Origin of the sequence: Herbaspirillum rubrisubalbicans, assembly GCF_003719195.1 — a bacterium.
Lineage (GTDB): Bacteria > Pseudomonadota > Gammaproteobacteria > Burkholderiales > Burkholderiaceae_D > Herbaspirillum > Herbaspirillum rubrisubalbicans.
The window spans coordinates 3,384,078-3,404,941 of the sequence record NZ_CP024996.1; the positions used below are offsets into that span (position 1 = coordinate 3,384,078).

The 20,864-nt window shown below is 61.3% G+C and carries 21 protein-coding genes and 1 tRNA gene; 12 read left to right on the forward strand and 10 right to left on the reverse strand.

Features of this window, described 5'->3' with window-relative positions; translation table 11 throughout:
• Positions 1–26 precede the first annotated feature (26 nt).
• Positions 27–950 carry a LysR substrate-binding domain-containing protein gene (locus RC54_RS15140; RefSeq protein ID WP_058895931.1) on the reverse strand — a complete coding sequence of 308 codons (924 nt, stop codon included), beginning with the start codon at positions 948–950 and terminating at the stop codon, positions 27–29.
• Between the two features lie 157 nt (positions 951–1,107).
• On the opposite strand from RC54_RS15140, the gene argC reads away from it, so the two are divergent.
• Positions 1,108–2,040, forward strand: a complete 933-nt coding sequence (argC, locus tag RC54_RS15145; protein ID WP_061789738.1) for an N-acetyl-gamma-glutamyl-phosphate reductase — start codon at positions 1,108–1,110, stop codon at positions 2,038–2,040.
• Between the two features lie 191 nt (positions 2,041–2,231).
• Positions 2,232–2,495 carry a hypothetical protein gene (locus RC54_RS15150; protein WP_044529125.1) on the forward strand — a complete coding sequence of 88 codons (264 nt, stop codon included), beginning with the start codon at positions 2,232–2,234 and terminating at the stop codon, positions 2,493–2,495.
• Between the two features lie 82 nt (positions 2,496–2,577).
• Here the strand turns inward: RC54_RS15150 and RC54_RS15155 are convergent, their stop codons facing one another.
• The 6 genes from RC54_RS15155 to RC54_RS15180 all read right to left on the reverse strand — a co-directional run bounded on the left by RC54_RS15155 (position 2,578) and on the right by RC54_RS15180 (position 9,240).
• On the reverse strand, positions 2,578–3,609 hold the full coding sequence (locus tag RC54_RS15155; protein ID WP_058895933.1) for a TRAP transporter substrate-binding protein: 1,032 nt from the start codon (positions 3,607–3,609) through the stop codon (positions 2,578–2,580).
• Positions 3,610–3,929: 320 nt separating this feature from the next.
• Complete coding sequence (locus RC54_RS15160; RefSeq protein ID WP_061789737.1) at positions 3,930–5,054, reverse strand: zinc-dependent alcohol dehydrogenase family protein; 1,125 nt, start codon at positions 5,052–5,054, stop codon at positions 3,930–3,932.
• Positions 5,055–5,120: 66 nt separating this feature from the next.
• The gene (locus RC54_RS15165) at positions 5,121–5,966 is read right to left on the reverse strand and encodes an HpcH/HpaI aldolase/citrate lyase family protein (protein ID WP_061789736.1); all 846 of its coding nucleotides are present in this window, start codon (positions 5,964–5,966) and stop codon (positions 5,121–5,123) included.
• Positions 5,966–7,156 carry a CaiB/BaiF CoA transferase family protein gene (locus tag RC54_RS15170; RefSeq protein WP_061789735.1) on the reverse strand — a complete coding sequence of 397 codons (1,191 nt, stop codon included), beginning with the start codon at positions 7,154–7,156 and terminating at the stop codon, positions 5,966–5,968. Before RC54_RS15170 ends, RC54_RS15165 begins: the two co-directional genes overlap by 1 nt.
• Positions 7,157–7,182: 26 nt before the next feature.
• Positions 7,183–8,349 carry an acyl-CoA dehydrogenase family protein gene (locus RC54_RS15175; RefSeq protein ID WP_061789734.1) on the reverse strand — a complete coding sequence of 389 codons (1,167 nt, stop codon included), beginning with the start codon at positions 8,347–8,349 and terminating at the stop codon, positions 7,183–7,185.
• 30 nt (positions 8,350–8,379) lie between these two features.
• On the reverse strand, positions 8,380–9,240 hold the full coding sequence (locus RC54_RS15180) for an HTD2 family dehydratase (RefSeq protein ID WP_061789733.1): 861 nt from the start codon (positions 9,238–9,240) through the stop codon (positions 8,380–8,382).
• A gap of 220 nt (positions 9,241–9,460) precedes the next feature.
• Between RC54_RS15180 and RC54_RS15185 the strand changes: the two genes are divergently transcribed.
• Positions 9,461–10,402: a LysR family transcriptional regulator gene (locus RC54_RS15185; RefSeq protein ID WP_061789732.1), complete on the forward strand. Its 942-nt coding sequence runs from the start codon at positions 9,461–9,463 to the stop codon at positions 10,400–10,402.
• Positions 10,403–10,420: 18 nt separating this feature from the next.
• On the opposite strand, the gene RC54_RS15190 is transcribed toward RC54_RS15185, so the two are convergent.
• Positions 10,421–11,185 (reverse strand): sulfite exporter TauE/SafE family protein, encoded by a 765-nt coding sequence (locus tag RC54_RS15190; protein WP_058895940.1) that lies wholly within the window; start codon positions 11,183–11,185, stop codon positions 10,421–10,423.
• Between the two features lie 255 nt (positions 11,186–11,440).
• On the opposite strand from RC54_RS15190, the gene RC54_RS15195 reads away from it, so the two are divergent.
• From RC54_RS15195 to RC54_RS15215, 5 genes are all read left to right on the forward strand, one after another.
• Positions 11,441–12,229, forward strand: a complete 789-nt coding sequence (locus tag RC54_RS15195) for an SDR family oxidoreductase (RefSeq protein ID WP_058895941.1) — start codon at positions 11,441–11,443, stop codon at positions 12,227–12,229.
• A gap of 132 nt (positions 12,230–12,361) precedes the next feature.
• Positions 12,362–12,451 (forward strand) — tRNA-Ser (locus tag RC54_RS15200).
• Positions 12,452–12,569: 118 nt separating this feature from the next.
• Entirely contained in the window at positions 12,570–13,811 is a 1,242-nt protein-coding gene (locus RC54_RS15205; protein ID WP_156481306.1) for a DUF6538 domain-containing protein, read from the forward strand.
• A 439-nt stretch (positions 13,812–14,250) separates the two neighbouring features.
• Positions 14,251–14,523 carry a hypothetical protein gene (locus RC54_RS25630; protein WP_174526106.1) on the forward strand — a complete coding sequence of 91 codons (273 nt, stop codon included), beginning with the start codon at positions 14,251–14,253 and terminating at the stop codon, positions 14,521–14,523.
• A complete protein-coding gene (locus tag RC54_RS15215; protein WP_044529112.1) occupies positions 14,520–15,002 on the forward strand; it encodes a group I truncated hemoglobin in 483 nt (160 codons plus the stop codon). The genes RC54_RS25630 and RC54_RS15215 overlap by 4 nt, the downstream gene beginning before the upstream one ends.
• A gap of 120 nt (positions 15,003–15,122) precedes the next feature.
• On the opposite strand, the gene RC54_RS15220 is transcribed toward RC54_RS15215, so the two are convergent.
• Positions 15,123–15,260: a hypothetical protein gene (locus RC54_RS15220; RefSeq protein ID WP_164471178.1), complete on the reverse strand. Its 138-nt coding sequence runs from the start codon at positions 15,258–15,260 to the stop codon at positions 15,123–15,125.
• 85 nt (positions 15,261–15,345) lie between these two features.
• Positions 15,346–16,251 carry a transporter gene (locus RC54_RS15225; RefSeq protein WP_231738667.1) on the reverse strand — a complete coding sequence of 302 codons (906 nt, stop codon included), beginning with the start codon at positions 16,249–16,251 and terminating at the stop codon, positions 15,346–15,348.
• A 464-nt stretch (positions 16,252–16,715) separates the two neighbouring features.
• Here RC54_RS15225 and RC54_RS15230 point away from each other — a divergent pair, with 464 nt between their 5' ends.
• From RC54_RS15230 to RC54_RS15245, 4 genes are all read left to right on the forward strand, one after another.
• A complete protein-coding gene (locus RC54_RS15230) occupies positions 16,716–18,230 on the forward strand; it encodes an amidase (protein ID WP_061789729.1) in 1,515 nt (504 codons plus the stop codon).
• Between the two features lie 70 nt (positions 18,231–18,300).
• Positions 18,301–18,900: a nitrile hydratase subunit alpha gene (gene nthA, locus RC54_RS15235; RefSeq protein ID WP_058895962.1), complete on the forward strand. Its 600-nt coding sequence runs from the start codon at positions 18,301–18,303 to the stop codon at positions 18,898–18,900.
• 57 nt (positions 18,901–18,957) lie between these two features.
• Entirely contained in the window at positions 18,958–19,617 is a 660-nt protein-coding gene (nthB, locus tag RC54_RS15240) for a nitrile hydratase subunit beta (protein ID WP_061789728.1), read from the forward strand.
• Positions 19,614–20,855 carry a GTP-binding protein gene (locus RC54_RS15245; RefSeq protein ID WP_061789727.1) on the forward strand — a complete coding sequence of 414 codons (1,242 nt, stop codon included), beginning with the start codon at positions 19,614–19,616 and terminating at the stop codon, positions 20,853–20,855. The genes nthB and RC54_RS15245 overlap by 4 nt, the downstream gene beginning before the upstream one ends.
• Positions 20,856–20,864: the final 9 nt, after the last annotated feature.

Below are 20,864 nucleotides of genomic sequence, written 5' to 3' on the forward strand. Positions count from 1 at the left end.
GCCAACGCCAGGGTCATGCGCAGACCCTAGCACTGCGTATGTGAATTAATCTTCTTCAACTGCTTGAGCTCCCACAGCGCCTGCAATACGTGCAGGGTAGCCGGTTCCAATTGCGCGGCGCGATGCGCAATACCCAGCGGACGCCACAGCGCCGGACGCAAGGGCCGCATCACGATGCGCGGATCCAGCGGCACCGTGCGGCCCTGGGCACTGGCCTCGTGCGGCAAGAGCGTGGCGCCATAGCCGGCGGCCACCAGGCTCTTGATGGCATCGTTGAAATTGAGTTGGATGCGCGGCAACGGATGTTCGCCGGCGGCGGCGAACCATTCTGCACTCAGGCGCGAGAGCCGGGTTTCCGGGGCGTTGAGGATCAAGGGCTGCGCCGCCAGCCAGGCCGGCGTCACCACCCGCGGTGCGTGCCACGCCGCCGGTACGAAAGCCATCACCGGATCACGCCGCCAGGGCTTCACCGTCAAGCCGCCCACGGGCGACTGCGGCAAGGCCACCAGGCCGATGTCCAGGCTGCCCTCGACCAGTTGCGACAGAGTTTCCTGCGAGGTCAGGATGTGGATCTGCACATCGATGCCGGGATGGCTCTGTCCCAGCCGCTCCAGCACCTGCGGCAATAGATAGGCGATGGCCCCGGTGGACGCCCCCAGGCGCACCCGTCCAGCCAGGCCCTGCACCTGCCGTCCCACTTCTTCCAGCGCCTGTTCGGCCGCCGCCAGCAACTGGCGTGCGCGTGCTACCAAGGTCGCTCCTATCCCCGAAGGCCGGACCTGACTGCGCTGGCGCAACAGCAACGGCGCGCCGATGCGCTCTTCCAGTTCACTGATGTGCAGGCTCACCGTGGGCGGCGCCAAGTGCAAGGCGCGTGCGGCGGCGGCAAAGGAACCCAGGTCGGCGATGGCGACCAGGGTGCGCAAGCGGTCCAGGCTCAATTCACGCATGACAAGACTCCAGGGGACAAGAACGTTGATTCAGAAAAGCTGAACGATCTCTTTATCATATTCAACTTTTCCAATTATACGATTGGGCGCACCATGCAACTCACTGGCCACCCCCGCCGCTTTCATCGGCGCAACCCTTCCTGCACTGGAGCACAGCGTGAGCACTCTTCCCCTCATCTTCATCGACGGCGACCAAGGCACTACCGGTCTGCAGATCCACGAACGCCTGCGCGGTCGCACCGACCTGCGCGTGCTGACCCTGCCGCCGGCCGAGCGCAAGGATGCGCGGCGCCGCGCCGAGGCCATCAATAGCGCCGATATCGCCCTGCTGTGCCTGCCCGACGCTGCCGCCCGCGAAGCGGCGGCGCTGATTGAAAATACCAAGGTCCGTGTCATCGATGCCAGCTCGGCCCATCGCACCAGCCCAGGCTGGGTGTATGGCTTCCCCGAAATGGCGCCCGGCCAGGCCGAAGCCATCGCCAGCGCGCAGCGCATCAGCAATCCCGGCTGCTATCCGACCGGTGCCATTGCGCTGTTGCGTCCGCTGGTGCAAGCCGGCCTGGTGCCGACCGACTATGCGCTGGCCATCCATGCAGTCTCCGGCTATTCGGGTGGCGGTCGTGCCCAGGTGGAACAGTACGAAGGCCCGCAAGCCGCCAGCGCCGCACCTTTCGTGACATATGGCCTGGGCCTGGCGCACAAGCATCCGCCGGAAATGCAATTGCACGCTGGCTTGTCGCAGCGCCCCATCTTCGTGCCATCCTATGGCGCCTTCGGCCAGGGCATCGTACTGTCCATCGCCTTGCATCAACGCCTGCTGCCGGCACAGGCCAGCCTGGAGCGCCTGCGCGCTGTGCTGCAGGCGCATTACGCCGGGGCGCGCCACGTCCACGTGCTCGATGCCGAACAAAGCGCTGCCACGGCCCAGCTCGATCCGACGCGCCACAACGGCAGCAACGACATGACGCTGGGCGTGTTCGGCAATGCCACTGAAGGCCACATCCTGCTGTGCGCGGTATTCGACAACCTGGGCAAGGGCGCCTCGGGCGCAGCCGTGCAGAACCTGGACTTGCTGCTGGGCGGCAATTGACTCGCTTATTGCTTAGGTAAAAAGCAAGCAAAACAAGCTTGACCAGCAAGGCACTGCCTCCAGGCGACGCCTTGCGTCAAGCCATTGACTCGTAAAATCTGGTAAAACCCTGACATCCTGCACGGCAGGATCGTTCAGGCTGTGGCATCATTGCGCACTTGATTCGCCACCCAAACAGCAGGGCCCCGGTCATGGCAGAACTTGCCGCCGCCCCGCTTCCAAGCAAGATGTCCACCACCCTAGGCGCCATCGCGTGCAAGTATCTCGACGCGACCATCAAACTGACTCCGGTATTGCGTACTGACGGCAAATGGACGGCCTTCGTCCATATCGACTTACCGGACCGCACCACCCACGAGTTCGGTGATTTCAAGCCGGGCAATTCCAAGATGGAAGCCCTGCAGAACGCCGTTACCGCGGCCGAGCATTACATTGTCGAACGCAAGAAAAAGTAAGTTTTACAGCCCTCGGTAGCCCACCTAAAAAAACGGCCTGCATCCTCGCAGGCCGTGGTATCGGGCTATTGCGGCAAGCGCTTCAATTCATCTTGACCCCGGCCGCCTCGCTTTCCTTATAGATCGCCTCGATCAATTCGGGCCCCACGCGCGTAGCCATGGACTTGTGTACCGGCAGCAGCGCGCGGCGCCATTGGGTCTTCTCTTCTTCGCTCAAGGTATAGACCTTGGTCTTGCCGCTGGCCTTGATGGCGGCCAGCGCATCGTCGTTTTCTTTCTGGGCGATGTTGTTGGCGTAGATGGTCGCTTCCTTCATCGCCCCTTCCAGTTGCGTGCGCACATCTGCCGGCAAGGCATCCCAGAACTTCTTGTTGACGATCACCGCGTAACCGATATACCCATGATCGGACACCGTCAGGTTGGACTGCACCTCATACATCTTCTGCGTATAGATATTGGAGGGTGTGTTCTCGCTGCCATCGACCACCCCGGTCTGCATCGCCTGGTACACCTCGGAAAACGCCAGCACCTGCGGATTGGCCTTGAGCGCCCGGAACTGTTCGTCCAGCACCTTGGAAGACTGGATGCGCATCTTCAACGCCCGGAAGTCGGCTACCTGGTGCAGGGGACGGTTGGCCGTCATCACCTTCATGCCGTTATCCCAATAGGCCAGGCCCTTGATGCCCCGGCTTTCCAGGCGCTGAAACAGGCCCTGCCCGATCGGCCCTTCGGTGACACGCTTCAAGACCGCCTTGTTGGGGAAGATGTAAGGCAGGTCGAACACCTCGAACTCCTTGGCCCCCAGCGGTCCAAACTTGGCCAGCGAAGGCGCCAGCATCTGCACCGAACCCAGTTGCAGGGCTTCCAGTTCTTCCTTGTCCTTGTAGAGCGTGCTATTGGGATAGACCTCGACCTTGACGCGGCCATTGGTGGCTTTCTCGGCCAGTTCCTTGAAGCGTTCCGCGCCCTTGCCCTTGGGCGTGTCATTGGCCACCACGTGGCTGAACTTGATGACGATGGTGGACTGGGCCAGCGCGACCTTGGCCGCCAGCGGCAAGGTCAGCGTGGCAAAGACGCAGGCGGCCAATGCCGCGCGCCGTGGGATGATGGTCATGCGTGTCTCCTCTGGTTGAAGCCAGCAGGCCGATGACCTCAGCCCTTTGGCGTTAGGGTCTGTTCACATTTAATCTGCGAGTGCGAGAGGTCGCCAAGCGTTGTCTGCCTAGGCGCGGCGACGCGCCGTAGCGGTGCTACGGCAAGGAGCTGCAACAACGGCAGGCGACGCTTGCCGGCCTCTCCCGGAGGGTTGCCCCCAGAAGGCGCGCTGGCCGCGTTGCACGTCAGGGCTGGTGGCACCACCACCAGCCCTGACGCGCGCCTTGCCACCACGCCTTCTGGGGGCAACGCATCTCGCAGATTAAATGTGAACAGGCCCTAAAAGACGATCAGGTCGCGCAAGCCCTCCCCGCTGTGCAACCGATCGAAACCGCGATTGATGTCGGCCAGCGCCAGGCGCTGGCCCATGAGCTTGTCCACCGGCAGCTTGCCCGCCTGGTACAGGCCGATGTAGCGCGGGATGTCGCGCACCGGCACGCAGGAGCCGATATAGCTGCCCTTGACGGTCCGCTCCTCGGCCACCAGGCTGACCTGCTGCAAGGCCCAGTTCTGATTCGGCGCCGGCAGGCCGGCGGTGACCGTCATGCCTCCGCGCCGGGTCATGCGATAGGCCGCTTCCATGGCCTGTACCGAGCCGGCCATCTCGAAGGCGTAATCGACGCCGCCGCGGGTCAACGCCTTGACCTTCTCCACCACGTCTGGATCACGGGCGTTGACGGTGGCCGTGGCACCGAGTGCACGCGCCACTTCCAGCTTGCTATCGTGCAGATCGACCGCGATCACCTCGCGCGCGCCCGACGCCAGCGCCCCCAGCATGGCGCACAGACCCACCCCGCCCAGGCCCAGCACCGCAGCCGTGGTCCCGGCCTTGACCTCGGCCGTATTGACCGCCGCCCCCACCCCGGTCAGCACCGCGCAACCGAACAGGGCCGCCTCCACCGGATCGATATCGGCCTCGATCTTCACGCAGGAGCGGCGCGACACCACCGCGTGATCGGCAAAGGCCGACACCCCGAGATGGTGATGCACGTGCCCGCTGCCATCATGCAAGCGGCGCTGGCCGCTCAGCAATTGACCCACCGTATTGGTCGCCGCGCCGGGCTCGCACAGCGCCGGGCGGCCTTCCATGCAGGGCAGGCAATGGCCGCAACTGGGCACGAACACCAGCACCACCAGATCGCCCGCGCGCAGGTCGGTCACGCCGCTGCCCACCTGCACCACCTCGGCCGAGGCCTCATGTCCCAGCGCCATGGGCACCGGACGCGGACGCACGCCAGTGATGACCGACAGGTCGGAGTGGCACAGGCCGGCGGCCTTCATCTTCACCAGCACTTCACCGGGGCCGGGTGGATCAAGGTCGAGTTGTTCGATCTTCAGCGGCTGGCTCACCGCAAACGGGTGGACCTCGGTCATCTCGCGCAGCACGGCGGCATGGATCTTCATGATGTCGTCTCCCTCCTGGTTGGAAAACGCCTAGGTTACACGAGCCACGGCCAGCGCAATCCGCGCTCAATCAAACCAGCGCCCGGCCACGCGCAGGAATTGTTCAGCCTGCAGAATCACCGGCTTGTCGATCATCTTGCCCTTGAACGAAATGGCACCGCCATCGCTGGCGCGCACCGCCGCCATCACTTCCTCAGCCCAGGCCAGTTCCTGGTCGCTGGGCATGAAGCCGTGCCGGACCCCGTCCACCTGACGCGGGTGGATGCACAGCTTGGCGCCGAAGCCCAGGCGCCGCGCCTGCTGCACCATGCGCGCGAGCAAGGCGTCGTCATTGAAATCGGTGGTCACGCCATCGATGGGCGGCGCAATCCCCGCCAGGCGCGAGGCCATCACCATCTCCACCCGCAGAGGCATCAACTCCTCTTCTTGCGGGCCGCATTGCATCCTCAGGTCGAGCTGGGCGTCGATGGAACCGAAGGCCAGGCGCTGCACGCCGGGCACGGCAGCAATCTGGCGCATGGCGGCCAGACCGGCCGCACTCTCGATCAAGGCGATCAAGCGGCATCCCGCGCCCAGGTGCGCGGCAACGGACGCCACCGTGGCCGCATCTTCCGCCTTGGGCAGCACGATGCCGGCCAGCGATGGTGCAGAAAACGTCAACAGGTCCTGCTGGTGCCAAACCGTATCGGCGGCATTGATGCGTACCCATATGCGCGGCTGGGCAGCCTGCTCCTGCAGCCAGTGCGCCAGCATGGCACGCGCCGCTTCCTTCTGAGACGGTGCCACGGCATCTTCCAGATCGACGATGACGGCATCGGCCCCGCTCTGCAGTGCCTTGGCATAGCGCTCGGGCCGGTTGGCCGGCACGAACAGGTAGCTGCTGGCAATCGCCCAGTCTGGCTTGGTGCTCATCACACGGCTCCCCGTTCACGCAGGGCGGTGATGCCTGCGGCGTCGTATCCCAGTTGCCCGAGGATGGCCTCGGTATGCTGGCCCAGCGCAGGAATGGCTTCCATGCGGTAGTCGTAGCGATCATTGGCGCCCGGTGGCAACATGGCCGCCACCTTGCCCACCGGCGTATCGACCTCGGTCCAACGCTGGCGTGCAGCCAGTTGCGGGTGTTGCCACAGGTCATGCATGGTATTGACGCGGGCATTGGCAATCTGCGCCTGATCAAGCCGCGCCACTACCTGCTCGGCGGTCATGTCGGCGAACATGGTCAGGATCAACTGGCGCAAAGTCTCGCGATGTTCGTGCCGAAGCGCATTGCTGGAAAAACGCGCATCGCTGGCCAGCGCCGCATCCTCCAGTACCACTTCGCAAAACACTTTCCATTCGCGCTCGTTCTGCAAACCCAGCATCACGGTCTTGCCATCGCCCGCCGTGAACGGGCCATACGGATAGATGGTGGCGTGCTCGGCCCCGGAACGCTGCGGGGCGCTGGCGCCCTGGTAGGCGTAGTACAGCGGAAAACTCATCCACTCGGCCAGCGCCTCCAGCATGGACAGGTCGATGTGACTACCCCGTCCATCGCGCCCACGCTGGATGAGCGCAGCCAGGATATTGGAATAGGCATACATGCCGGCAGCGATGTCGGCAATCGAGCAACCGGCCTTGGCCACATCATCGCGGGTGCCGGTCACCGACAGGAAACCGGCCTCGCTCTGGATCAACAGGTCATAGGCTTTCTTGTCGCGATAAGGACCATCCTCGCCATACCCGGAAATGTCGCAGACGATCAGGCGCGGATGCCTTTCATGCAGCACCTGGGCCGACAGGCCCAGCGCAGCAGCAGCGCCCGGGGCCAGGTTCTGCACCAGCACATCGGCCTGTTGCAGCAACTGGTCGATGATGCGCTTGCCGGCTTCATCCTTGAGGTTCAGAGTCAGGCTTTCCTTGGAACGATTGGTCCAGACGAAGTGCGAGGAAAGACCATCGACCCGCGCATCGTAACCTCGCGCAAAATCTCCCACGCCGGGGCGCTCGATCTTGATGACGCGCGCGCCCAGGTCGGCCAGTTGGCGCGTGCAGAACGGTGCGGCGATGGCATGTTCCAGGCTGATGACGGTAATGCCCGCGAGCGGGCCAGTGGCGTACGACATGAGGGCTCCGGTTGGGACGATCCGCTTCAGAAGGAACGTGGCAAGCCGAGAATGTGCTCGGCCACGTAGGAAAAGATCAGGTTGGTCGAGATCGGCGCCACCTGGTACAAGCGCGTCTCGCGGAACTTGCGCTCGACGTCGTATTCGCAGGCAAAGCCGAAGCCGCCATGGGTCTGCAGGCAGACATTGGCGGCTTCCCACGACGCCTTGGCCGCCAGGTACTTGGCCATATTGGCCTGGGCGCCGCAAGCCTGGCCGGCATCGAACAAGGCACAGGCCCGATAGCGCATCAGGTTGGCCGCCTCCAGTTCGATATAGGCCTCGGCAATCGGGAACTGCACGCCCTGGTTCATGCCGATGGGACGATCGAACACCACACGCTGCTTGGCGTACTGCGCAGCCTTGTCGATGAACCAGTAACCATCGCCGATGCACTCGGCGGCAATCAGGGTGCGCTCGGCATTGAGGCCATCGAGGATGTACCTGAAGCCCTGCCCTTCCTCACCGATCAGGTTCTCGGCCGGGATCTCGAGATGGTCGAAGAAAAGTTCATTGGTCTCGTGATTGAGCATATTGGCGATGGGCCGCACCTCCAGGCCGCGCCCGATGGCCTGTTTCAGGTCGACGATGAAGATCGACATGCCCTCTGACTTTTTCTTCACTTGATCCAGTGGCGTGGTGCGAGCGAGCAGGATCATCAGGTCCGAGTGCTGTACCCGCGAGATCCAGACCTTCTGGCCGTTGACCACGTAGCGATCACCCCGCCTGAGCGCCACCGTCTTGATGCGGGTGGTATCGGTGCCGGTGGTCGGCTCGGTCACACCCATCGATTGCAGGCGCAGCTCGCCACTGGCGATCCGGGGCAGGTAGTGCTGCTTCTGCTGGGGCGAACCATGCCGCAACAGCGTGCCCATGTTGTACATCTGGCCGTGGCAGGCACCGGAATTGCCACCGGTGCGATTGATCTCTTCCATGATGACCGACGCCTCGGTCAGCCCCAGGCCAGAACCGCCATACTCCTGCGGGATCAGCGCAGCCAGCCAGCCGGCCTTGGTGAGCGCATCGACGAATTGCTCGGGATAGCCACGCGCCTCATCGACCTTGCGCCAGTATTCCGGGGGGAAGGTATGGCACAGGTCGCGCACGGCATCGCGCAGGTCGGCATGGGTATCGGGGACGGACTGGTGCAACATGAAGGCAACTCCAAAATGATTTATATCGTTTCAAGCCAGGATGGCCTCGGCCTGCATGGCCAGTTCGCCACGCTCGTTCTGCGCCCACAGCGCCACGCTGCGGCCATCGGCGGCGGGTTGCCCGCACAGCGTGAAGGCGTCGATATCGAACAGGCTGCCCACGGCCCGGAAATTGAACTCGCGCAAGACCGCCTGCGGCATCTCGCGCGCCAGCAGGTCGGCCAGCAAAGTGGCAATCAGCGGCCCATGCACGATCAGGCCCGGATACCCTTCCACGCCGGTGACGTAGCTACGGTCGTAATGGATGCGATGCCCATTGAAGGTCAGCGCCGAATAGCGAAACAGCAGCACCGGATCAGGCAGCACCCGGCGCGACCACTGCGCCCCGGTGGGGGCGGCCTTGGGCGGTACCGGCGCCGCGCCTGGTGGTGGCAGGTCGCGATAGACGATGTCGTGCTCCTCGGTCAGGCAGACCTGCCCCTGGTGACGGATGGTGTGATGCACGGTGACGAAGGCCAGCGCGCCGGTGCGCCCCTGCTTGACGTCGACACTGGCGATGCGCGAGATTTTTTCGGCTTCGACGCCGATCGGCAACGGCGCCTCGAAGCGCAAGCGACCACCGGCCCACATGCGACGCGGCAAGGGCACCGGCGGCAGGAAACCGCCACGCCGCGGATGCCCATCGGCTCCCACCTCGGACTGGCGGCACACGTTCCAGAAATAGATCCAGTGCCACAGCGGCGGCAGGCTGGCGCCTACCCCGGGCTGGCGTGGTCCATCCAGCGTAGCGGCCAGCGCTGCGGCCAGCGCCGGGCTGATCTGGTCCTGTCGGGTTTCGGTCTTGCCCAGCCACTGCCGCAGCAGGGTCAGGTCGAGATCAGGGTGGGCCATGTCTGCTCGCCTCATTGTTCAAATTCAATGTTGGGCGCCAGTCTGGCGTGACCGCCTCGTGCAGACAATCTGTATTTTTGGAAGGGGGGCTTTGGCAGAACTGAAGTCAGGTCAGGATCAGGGCGGGCGATCCATCTGGCGCTGCAGCACAGCTACCTTGCCGCATCGTTCATCATTCGGCGTACCATTGCACTCTCCAACATCCTCTGCGGGAGCTGCCATGCTGTTCGACCTGACCGACCTGCGCCTGTTTATCCTGATCGCCGAACTCAACAGCTTGACGCGCAGCGCCGAACGCATGAACCTCTCGCTGGCGGCCACCAGCAACCGCATCAAGGAACTGGAAGCCCGCCTGGGCACGCGCCTGCTCTACCGCGAGAGTAAAGGCGTACAACTGACACCCGCCGGCCACACGCTGCTGCACCATGCCCAGCTCTTCATGCAGCAGGTAGAGCACCTCAAGAGCGACATGCAACAGTACAACAATGGTATCAAGGGTTACATTCGCATCTTCGCCAACACCACGGCGGTGACCGAATTCATGCCCGAGATCCTGGGCAAGTTCCTGGCCCGCCATCCGCAGGTCAACGTCGCGCTCGAAGAACGCCTGAACCACGACATCCTGCGTGGCATCCAGGAAGGCACGGCCGACATCGGCATCGTCGCCGGTCCGGTGCAAGGCGATGGCCTGCAGATCCTGAACTTCTCCACCGACCGCCTGGTCCTGGCCACTGCCCTGGAACACCCGCTGGCCGGCACCGGCAGCATTGCCTTCCTCGACACGCTGGAGTACGAACACATCGGTCTGCACGAGGGCAGCACCCTGCACCACTTCCTCAACCGGATCGTCTCCGAGCATGGACAAAGGCTCAAGCTGCGCATCCAGGTGCGCAGCTTCGAAGCCATGTGCCGCATGATAGAAACCAATGTCGGCATCGGCATCGTCCCGCGCTCGGCGGCACTACGGCATCAACAGACCATGCAATTGGCGGTGGTGGAATTGAGCGACCCGTGGAGCGTGCGCGAGCGCAGCATGGTGGTCCAGAACATGGAAACGCTTTCGCCCCATGCCCGCAACCTGGTCGAATTCATCCGAGAACAGACAGCCCAGCCCAGCGATGACGACAAAGCCCTGCTCCTCAACGCCATGACCGGCACCTGACAAGGCGCCTTAGCAAATTCAGCCGCCCATCATCATCCACACCGACAGCGCCAGCAGCGCCGCGCAAAACAGGATGCGCAGGCGCCGCTCCGGCAGATGGTGCGCCAGGGCCACGCCCCAGGAAATACTGAGCACCCCACCCAAGGCCATGGGAAGGCCCACTGCCCAATCGACATGCCCGGCCTGGGCATAGGTCCATAGCGCCACCAATGCCCCTGGGGTGACCATCGCCAGCCCCAGCCCTTGCGCCGCAGTCTGCGTGGCACCGAAGAAGGCCGTCAGCAAGGGCACTGCGACGATCGCCCCACCCACGCTGAAGAACCCCGCCGAGGCCCCCGCCGCCACGCCCACCAGCGGAATATAGGCAGGCCCCAGCAGCAAGGAAGACTGCACGCTGCGCTTGCGACGTAGCAGCGTCCACAAGTAGTACAGCGCCAGGAGCCCCATGAAGGCGGCGAAGCAGACATGCAGGCTGCGCGCATTCATGGCAGTGGCCACGCGTGCGGCAGCATAGGTGGTGAAGACGGCCGGCACGCACATCATGGCCGCCGTACGCCACTCGATCCGGTTACGCTGCTTGTAGCGCCAGAAGGCAATCACCACGTTGGGCACGATCATCACCAGCGCCGTACCCTGGGCCAGTTGCTGGTCCATGCCGTAGAGGTAACCCAGCACAGGAATGGCGATGAGCCCACCGCCGATGCCAAACAAGCCGCCCATGGCGCCCAGTGCAGCGCCGAGCAGAAAATTGACTATGCCAGAGAAAAACAAGGAAGCCGTCATCGGTGTAAAGTGTTGCCTCTGCCGCCGGGCAGGGTCCTGCAGCGGCAACATCGAAGGATAAAAAAGGAGACTGACATGAGCGGCGTCATCGTCTTTGCGCTGGAGATGGGCGTGATCGCCCTCATTGCGCTGGCCATCTACATGGTGATGAAGAAGTAGCCCCGGCCCGCCGCTGGTCAGGCCCGACAGTGTAGCGCAGCCTGCCATCGCCGTCCTGGCGGCCGCAGCGCGCCCTCTTTAGCAAAGGAAAACCGAATGGATCTGGGAATCAAGGGCAAGACCGCCCTCGTCTGTGCATCGAGCAAGGGCCTGGGCCGCGCCTGCGCGCTCTCGCTGGCACGCGAAGGCGTCCACGTGACCATGCTGGCGCGTGGTGCCGAAGCGCTGGAAGCGGCGGCCACGGCGATCCGCCAGGAAGTGGCCGCCACCGGCGCCAGCGTGCGCACCGTGGTATGCGACATCACCACCCCGGAAGGCCGCGCCCTGGCCCTGGCCGCCTGCCCGGCCCCGGACATTCTGGTGACCAATGCCGGCGGCCCCAAGCCGGGCGATTTTCGCGAGTGGACGCGAGATGACTGGATCGCAGCGGTGGACGCCAACATGCTCACTCCCATCGAGCTCATCAAGGCCACCGTCGATGGCATGATCGCGCGCGGTTTCGGGCGCATCGTCAACATCACCTCCAGCGCGGTGCGCGCCCCGATCGACATCCTGGGCCTTTCCAACGGCGCCCGCTCCGGGCTGACCGGCTTTGTCGCCGGTCTGGCGCGCAAGACGGTGGCGCATAACGTGACCATCAACAATCTCCTGCCGGGCCCGTTCGAAACCGACCGCCTGCGCTCCACCGCCACCGGCGCAGCCCAGCAGAGTGGGCGCACGGTCGACGAAGTGCTGGCGGACCGGCGCAAGCTCAATCCGGCCGGACGGTTTGGCGACCCGGCCGAATTTGGTGATGCCTGCGCTTACCTGTGCAGTGCGCAGGCCGGCTTCATCACCGGGCAGAATCTGTTGATGGATGGCGGGGCCTATCCGGGCACGTTCTGATCGGCCTGGAGCCGCGAGCGTGGCGGTGGGGCGCGGACTCGTTGCAGTTTGGCAAGCGCTGGCTGCAAAACCAGTGATGTGATGTATAATGCGGCCCTCATGCGACGGGCAACTGGCCCGGCTGCATCGCAAGGAGGTTTGGGTGAGTGGTTTAAACCAGCAGTCTTGAAAACTGCCGACGGGGTGACCCGTCCGTGAGTTCGAATCTCACAGCCTCCGCCAAGTTGCCGCAAGTCATTGTTTTAACGTAATATAAGGTACTTTTTTAATTGCGTTGGTACAAATGGCAGGCACAAAGCATAGGAAGCAGTTAGAGGCCCTTCACACCGAAAGGGCCCCGATGCCGCCGAATCTTAAGAAAAGTAAGACCGGTATCTACACTTACCGCAAAGTCCTACCTGCCGACGTCCGGCACGTCTTCGAAAACAAATCCGAAATCAAACGCTCCCTTGGCGACAACAGGGAGCAGGCTATGCTTGCCTACCATCGCATCGAGGCAGAAATTGGCCAGAAAATAGAGAGCGCGCGTCAGCAGGCCGAGAGCGAGAAAAACTTTGAAGCTCATTTGCAAAAGCCCCGCTCCCAGCGCCAGCCGGTCCGCATCAAGGGCGATACTCCCAATTTGGGAGCGAGCATTGCTAAATGGACGATGGATGCAATGGCGGCTGAAATGCAAGCCCGCCGTGAAGGGACGTTTGATGACTATGAGGATGTTAATAAGCAAATCGAAACAAATGTCCCCATCATCAACAAAGCCCTCGCCACCGGGAAAGTAAAGCCATGGCGCTCGCAAATTGAACTGTGGTTGGCAGGAAAAGGGTACTACCTTGACGCTACGGAAGCGCAAGTACAAACGCTTACCATCGAATATCTTCGGTTGTTGAAGAAGGCTTATGAAGTGCTGGCCTTAAGGCAACAGGGTGAGGATGTTGAATTTGAGGTAATCCTTCCTGAAGGCCCTCTCTTGCGCCCCGTCTGGGAACCCAAGGAAGTATATGTGGCGCCTCTCTCCTCGCAGCCCCGTTCGCCAAAGCTATCTGACGTTATCCCTTTGTACGAGAAGCATCTGAGTATCGTCCAACGCAAAACACGTACAACGCGTCTTTCGTGGTGGCGCCGGCTTGTCGATTTCTGTGACGACAAGCCTATCCAGGAAGTCACTAAAACAGATATCTACGCTTTCTTCGAAACCCGCCTCAAGGCTTCAGGCGATGACAATTGGACGATGGATACGAACAGCAAGGTCAAACGAGAATTCATTTTCGTGTTTTCCTTGGCTGATGCGCACGGCATTACCAATGAGAATCCCGCCAGTGCGCTCCGTGCTATGCCCCAAATTTCCGCCGAAGATGAAAAGAAACGGCGGAAGCCTCGCTATCCATTCACAGACGAGAAACTGAACACTATCTTTGCATCTGAGTGGTATGACCCTGACTCGGAAAAGATGCGCGGGCGTATGAAGTGGGACTTGGCAGCACGATACTGGATTCCACTGATTTGCCTCCATCACGGTCTACGGGTCCGAGAAGCGACTCAGATAGGGATTTTGACTTTTCTTTTTGTGCAGCAACAAACACGCTAATTAGATCCTCGGCTGCCCCAAGTTGCGTTAACCAAGACGGCGCCAAGTTTCGCGTCCTCAGCCATTTAGGCCACGGAAAATGCTGGATTAGTGATGCTTATACGATCGAAGGTTATCTTCCTCAAAAATACTTTGACTCTGGAAAGATCACTCTAAACAAAGGCAGAATCAAAGTCGCGTCTAAAGTGTCTCTTGCGAGAGAATATAGGAAGGAAAATGAACGCCTTGGCCTGATTGAACAATTTGGGTCACATGCTCCTAAGCCACTCAATCACCTTCTTCGGCTTTATAAATTCATCCAAGCAGCAAACAAGTAGGTCATTACCCTTTCCCCCAAACCAAAAAAACGCGCTTCATCGCGCCCGAGATCACGCGCCACATCGCACTGGCCATATCCCCGCATGGCGAACTGAGCCTGGCGTGCCGAACGGTGACGCAGTTGATCAAGGAACTGGCCCAGGACAGTGCGGATATCTCAGACCTCCACCAGGGGCTGTTCAAGACGCAACAATCGCTGTCCATTTTCGTCAAGTCGATTGACCCTCAGAAGCAAGCTGCAATGAACCATCCTCGCTACCTTGATCACCGCAAGCTAGTTCGTGGGATTCAATTGCAACGTTCCCGCTTGCGCGTGTCTCGCTACGGTATGGCGGCGACTCCCTACCACCCGACATATCTGAATCACATCAAAAATGGAGAATGCGTAACATGAATGAAACTCAAGCATCCGAGCTGCAAAAGCCATCCCTCTATGAACGTCTGGGAGGCTATGACGCGATCTACAAGTTCGCAGGAGAAGTACTGCGAACCTGTATGAAGCACCCGGACATAGGCCATATCTGGAGCCATATGTCGGAATCCACCTTCCAGAAGGAGCACATCAATTTTGTCGATTTTCTGTCGGTTCACTGGGGCGGAAATGCGCAGTACAGAGGGCGCGACATGGTGACGGCACACCGCGGAATGGGCCTCACCGAGGTTCACTGGCAAGCGGTAATGGAATGCATGGACGAGTGCTACGACAACTTCGCGGTACCTACCGATATCCGGGAAGAAGTCACGGCCTTTCTCACCAAGTTCAAACCGGCTGTCATCGGCAGCCCATCCTACCGCGACGTGGTGCTGGCCCATCCAGAAATGGATGTGGCCAAGGGAATGAAAAGCGTGGGCATCACCTGGCCCAAACATTGATTCTCTGCTTGTACGAAACTTGATCAATTGGTGATCGATCACCAATTGATCATCAATTTCATGTCCCACACAGGTTAGGCAAACGCTGCTTCGATACCCCCAGAGCCAGCTACTACACCGCTAGGTCTGCCTCCAGATCAAAGACTGCAACGGCGTGCACGAGCTGCTGCGCATGGCCGCCTGCATCTCGGCCACGGCCTGCGGCGGCCTGGCATTGAGCATGGTATGACGCAACTGTGCCGAGATATGCGTGATCATCAATTCCACATCCGCCCTGCGGCCTGCACTCAAGCCGTGAGCCATCGGGCTGCTCAAGCGCGCACCACGATGGCTTCCCGCTCGCTCAGAAGATCTGCAGCAATCGCAGGTTCAGACGGAAGTTCTCCTTGAAGCCGTTGTCCACCGACAAGTCGCGGCCGATACTGCCCATGATCTGCGTCTTGGGTCCCACGAAGGTGCTGCCACCGAAGGAAATCTTCAACTGATTGGGTTGATCGTGGCTGTCCACCCCATTGACAGTGGTCTCGCCGCCCCAGGTGCGCGACAGCCCCGCGCTGGCGTTGGTGGTGGCAGAAAACTGGTAGCGCAGATAGGACTGCAATTGATAAAGCGGTGCTTGGCGCATACTGCCTCGACCACTTCCATAATCGTTGTTCTTGCCATAGACCATCACATCCCCGGTCAGGTCGAGATACAAGGGGCCGGATATCTGCTGGACCAGACCGGCTTGCAGGTCGAACTTCCAGCGGTTCTCGCCGACATTGAGCGCGCGACTGTCGGAATACGATCCAGTGGGCAGGTAGAGATAGGGAGCCACAGCGAAGAAGGTTGATTTCGCTGGATCGTTGATGAGCCAGACGGGTGCGGCCAGGATCAGGTCACCCAAGGCGTTCTCATTGCCCAGCGCCTTGATGTCGCGACCACTGCGCAGACTGGCGAAGGGAAGCAGCACCTGGGGGCCCACGGTATAGCCACCGATGTTCATGTAATGCACCAGACGCAGGATGGTCACATCGGAGGTCAACAAAGGATTGCCAGGATTGCGGTTACCGTTGGTATAGCTGGCGTCGCGTTCGGCATGTTGCTGGTACAGCAGGCCGGCGGTGGTGCCAGCCGGCGCCGGCACATAATCTGCCGGGTCCACATCGATGGCACACGCGTCGGCCATCACGCCCATCGCCAAGGCAACGGCAATGGAGAATAAGACCGCTCGCAACGAGGCGAAACGGCGCCCTGCTTTTTGGTTCATGTTCATCTTGTCCTCTCTTTTCATATGGATGGAATCGCCGTGTTCCGGGCCGGCGTTGTCACACGCCCGCACCGATCCGACGGTGATGAAAAGATAAAGAGGCGAGGCCCGCCTGACTCGTCAAATCAGGCCAAGGTACTTGCCATAACAAGACATTTTGAGAGCCGATATTTTCCACGTCCGCCTTGACATGGATGACGCAACGGTCGCGCCCTTGCTGGCTTGCAGAATGGAAATCCAACAATGCGTAAATGATTTCTTATTTTCCTCACAGGCTCGCCGCTTGGCGGACTTGTCCGCAAATGACAAACGAATGACCTGTACGGACAAGCAGCAATAGTGACGCTCGCCAATGATAGCGATGCGCGGTGGCCGTCCCGAGCTTGCGGACCGCCGCTGCTGACCTTCCCATTGCAGTGCAATGCACCCTGGCAGTGCATTCGAAATACAGGAGCGCGAATTTCATGTCTATCGTCCGACCCACCCCTGAGCAACTCAAAGAGCTCGCCAGTTCCCTGCACATCCAGCTCACCACGGAGCAGGCCAGTCAATATCTGGACTTGATGCAGGCCAGCTTCGATGCCTACGATGTCATCGATGGCTTGCCCGATGAAATTCCTGCCATCAAATACCCGCGCTCGGCAGGCGCACGTCCCGCCGCCAAGGACAATCCCCTCAACGCCTGGGCCTGCAAAAGCACCGTCAAGGGCGCCGCCGCGGGCAAGCTGGCGGGCCGCACCGTGGTGCTCAAGGACAATGTGGCGCTAGCGGGTGTGCCCATGATGAATGGTTCTTCCACTCTGGAAGGCTTCGTGCCGAGCTACGACGCCAGCGTCGTGACCCGCCTGCTCGATGCCGGTGCCACCATTCTGGGCAAGGCCACCTGCGAGCATTTCTGCCTGTCGGGCGGCAGCCATACCTCCGATCCCGCGCCGGTCCACAACCCGCGTCGCCACGGCTATGCTTCCGGTGGTTCCTCATCGGGTAGTGCTGCGCTGGTGGCGGCAGGCGAAGCGGACATGGCCATCGGTGGCGATCAGGGCGGCTCGATCCGCATTCCCTCGGCCTTCTGCGGCACTTATGGCATGAAGGCCACGCATGGCCTGGTTCCCTATACCGGTGTCATGCCCATTGAAGCGACGGTCGATCATGTGGGACCGATCACCGCCAACGTGCGCGACAACGCGCTGATGCTGGAAGTCATCGCCGGCGCCGATGGCCTCGATCCGCGTCAATACGCGCCCCAGGTGCAGCCCTATACCGCAGCGCTTGATCGTGGCGTGCGTGGTCTGAAGATCGGCATTCTCACCGAAGGTTTTGCCCTGGGCAATATGGATAAGCGGGTGGCCGACAAGGTGCAGGAGGCGATTGCCCAACTGGAAAAACTGGGGGCCTCAGTGGCCACCGTATCGGTCGAGGAACATGTGCTGGCCGGCGCCCTCTGGCAGCCCATCGGCTGCGAAGGCCTGACCATGCAGATGATGCATGGCAACGGCATGGGCTTCAACTGGAAGGGTCTCTACGACCTTGGTCTGCTGGACCGTCACGCCCACTGGCGCGACCATGCCGACGATCTGTCGGCCACGCTCAAGCTGTGCATGTTCGTCGGCCAATACGGGCTGACCCGGTATCAAGGTCGCTTCTACGCCAAGGCCCAGAACATCGCCCGCCGTGCTCGCGCCGGCTACGACAAGGCGCTAGCCGATTTCGATCTGCTGGTCATGCCCACCGTCCCCATCATCGCGCAGCCATTGCCCGCCGCAGGCTGCCCCTTGTCCGACTATGTCGCGCGCGCGTTCGAGATGATCGGCAACACCGCGCCATTGGACATCACCGGCCACCCGGCCATGTCCATTCCCTGTGGCACGGTGGAAGGCCTGCCCGTTGGATTGATGCTGGTCGGCAAACACTACGCCGAAGCCACGCTCTATCAGGCCGCGGCGGCCTTCGAGGCCAGCATGGATTGGCAGCAGCACTGATGTTTCTTTCGTGAAGTTCTTAACAGCATTTTTTACCACCCCGCATGTTCAAGCCAGGAGTCAAAAAATCATGAGCAATCCATCCTCTTCCGTACAAACTTCCACCCCGGGTGAACGGGCCTGGGCGCTCTTCAAGGTGCTCAACGACAAGAAGCTGATCCCGGAAGGCTATATCGAAGGCCTGACCGATCTGCTGGCCAACAAGTTCTCCCCGGCCAATGGCGCCCGCGTGGTGGCCAAGGCCTGGAGCGACCCGCAATACCGCGAATTGCTGCTGCGTGACGGCACCGCCGCCTGCGAACAGTTCGGCTATACCGGCCCCCAGGGCGAATATATCGTGGCGCTGGAAGACACGCCCACCCTCAAGAACGTGATCGTCTGCAGCCTGTGCTCCTGCACCAACTGGCCGGTACTGGGCCTGCCACCGGAGTGGTACAAGGGCTTCGAATTCCGCGCCCGCCTGGTGCGCGAAGGACGCACGGTGCTCGCCGAACTCGGCACCGAACTACCCAAGGACATGGCCGTGAAAGTCTGGGACACCAGCGCCGAGACCCGTTACCTGGTGCTGCCGATGCGCCCGGCCGGCACCGAAGGCTGGAGCGAAGAGGCACTCAGCAAGCTCGTCACCAAGGATGTGCTCATCGGCGTGGCCCTGCCCAAGGTGGGCTAATCGCGGCCCCGATCCCCGAGCACTTCTCTTTCACATTCAATTAACGGAGATTCAAACATGGATGGCTTTCACGACCTCGGCGGTGTTCAAGGCTTCGGCCGTATTCCGCATACCATCAACAGCCTCGATTACAAGAAGGTCTTCAAGCAGGACTGGGAACATCTGGCCTATACCCTGATGTTCCTGGGCGCCGATCACATGAAGCTCTACAGCGTGGACGAAGTGCGTCACGCGGTGGAACGCATCGAATTCCGCCAGCAGGCCAACACCCAGTACTACGAGCGCTATGTCATCGCCACCGCATCACTGCTGGTCGAGCAAGGCGTGCTGACCCAACAAGAACTCGATGAAGCGCTGGGCTCCCACTTCAAACTGGCCAGCCCCGCGCAGTCCAAGGGCCGCCCCGCCATCACCGGCCGCCCGCCCTTCGAAGTCGGCGACCGCGTGCTGGTGCGCGACGAACGTGTCACCGGCCACATCCGCTGCCCAGGCTATGTGCGCGGCAAAGAAGGCGTGGTGCTCCACCGTACCACCGAACAGTGGCCCTTCCCCGACACCATCGGCCACGGCGACAAGAGTGCCGTGATGCAGCCGACCTATCACGTCCAGTTCAGGAACCGTGATGTGTGGGGCGATGCTTGCGATGATGGCTTCGTGGTGGTGGATCTGTTCGAAGGCTATCTGGACAAGGTACCGCAACAAGGTGGGCGCGCATGAACAAACCGGCGCCCGAGGTGTTGTTGAATGCTCAGGCGCAGAGAATCCCGGTGACGGTGTTATCGGGATTTCTCGGATCTGGCAAGACCACCTTGCTCAACCATATCCTGCGCAACCGGGCCGGGATGAAAGTGGCGGTGATCGTCAATGACATGAGCGAAGTCAACATGGATGGCGACGACGTCAGGCGCAACACCGAACTGTACCGCGGCAACGATGAGCTGGTGGAGATGAGCAATGGCTGCATCTGCTGTACCTTGCGCGCCGACCTGCTGGAGCAGGTCAGCGCGCTGGCAAGGTCGGGCCGTTTCGATTATCTGCTGATCGAATCGACCGGCATTTCCGAACCCATTCCGGTGGCGGAGACCTTTGCCTTTCTCGACAGCGACGGCTTCAGCCTGAGCGAACTGGCACGTCTGGACACGCTGGTCACGGTGGTCAACGGCGAAACATTCGAACAGCAATTGTCTGAGCACGTCGCCATCACGCAGGCCGATGGCAGCAGCACTCGCCGGCTTTCCGATCTGCTCATCGAACAGGTCGAGTACGCCAACGTGATCCTGGTCAGCCGCGTCGACCTGATCGGTGCAAGTGCCTTCGACGCCCTCAAGGCAGTGCTGCAAAAGCTCAACCCGACTGCACGGATTCTGCCGATGACGCATGGACAGATCGATCTGGACAAGGTACTCGATACCAAACTGTTCGATCTGCCCAGCTTGGCCAGAATGCCAGGATGGATGCAGACCATGGATGGCGCTCACCCTGCTTCGGAGGCCGATACCTACGGCATTTCCTCCAGCGTCTATCGCGCCAGACTACCCTTTCATCCCGGCCGCCTGCTGGATTGGCTCGGACGTCCCTGGTCCAATGGTCGTCTGCTGCGCTGCAAGGGCTATCTCTGGATGTCCAGCAAATACCCCGACATCGCCATGCTGGTGCAGACCGGAGGCCAATTCCAGTGGGGCTTCGTGGGGCGCTGGTGGCGTTTCATCGAGCAAGACCAATGGCCACAGGACAGCTATCGTCGGCAAGGCATCCAGGAAAAGTGGGACGCCCTGGTCGGCGACTGCCGGCAGGAACTAGTCTTCATCGGCCAGGGCATCTATTGGGACCGACTGACCGAGGAACTCGATGCCTGTTTGCTGAGTACCACCGAAATCGAAGCCGGCCCCGATGCCTGGGCCCAGCTACCTGGTGCTGCCGCGTTCGAGCAACAGGCCAGCACCACGTTGCATTGATATTTTCAA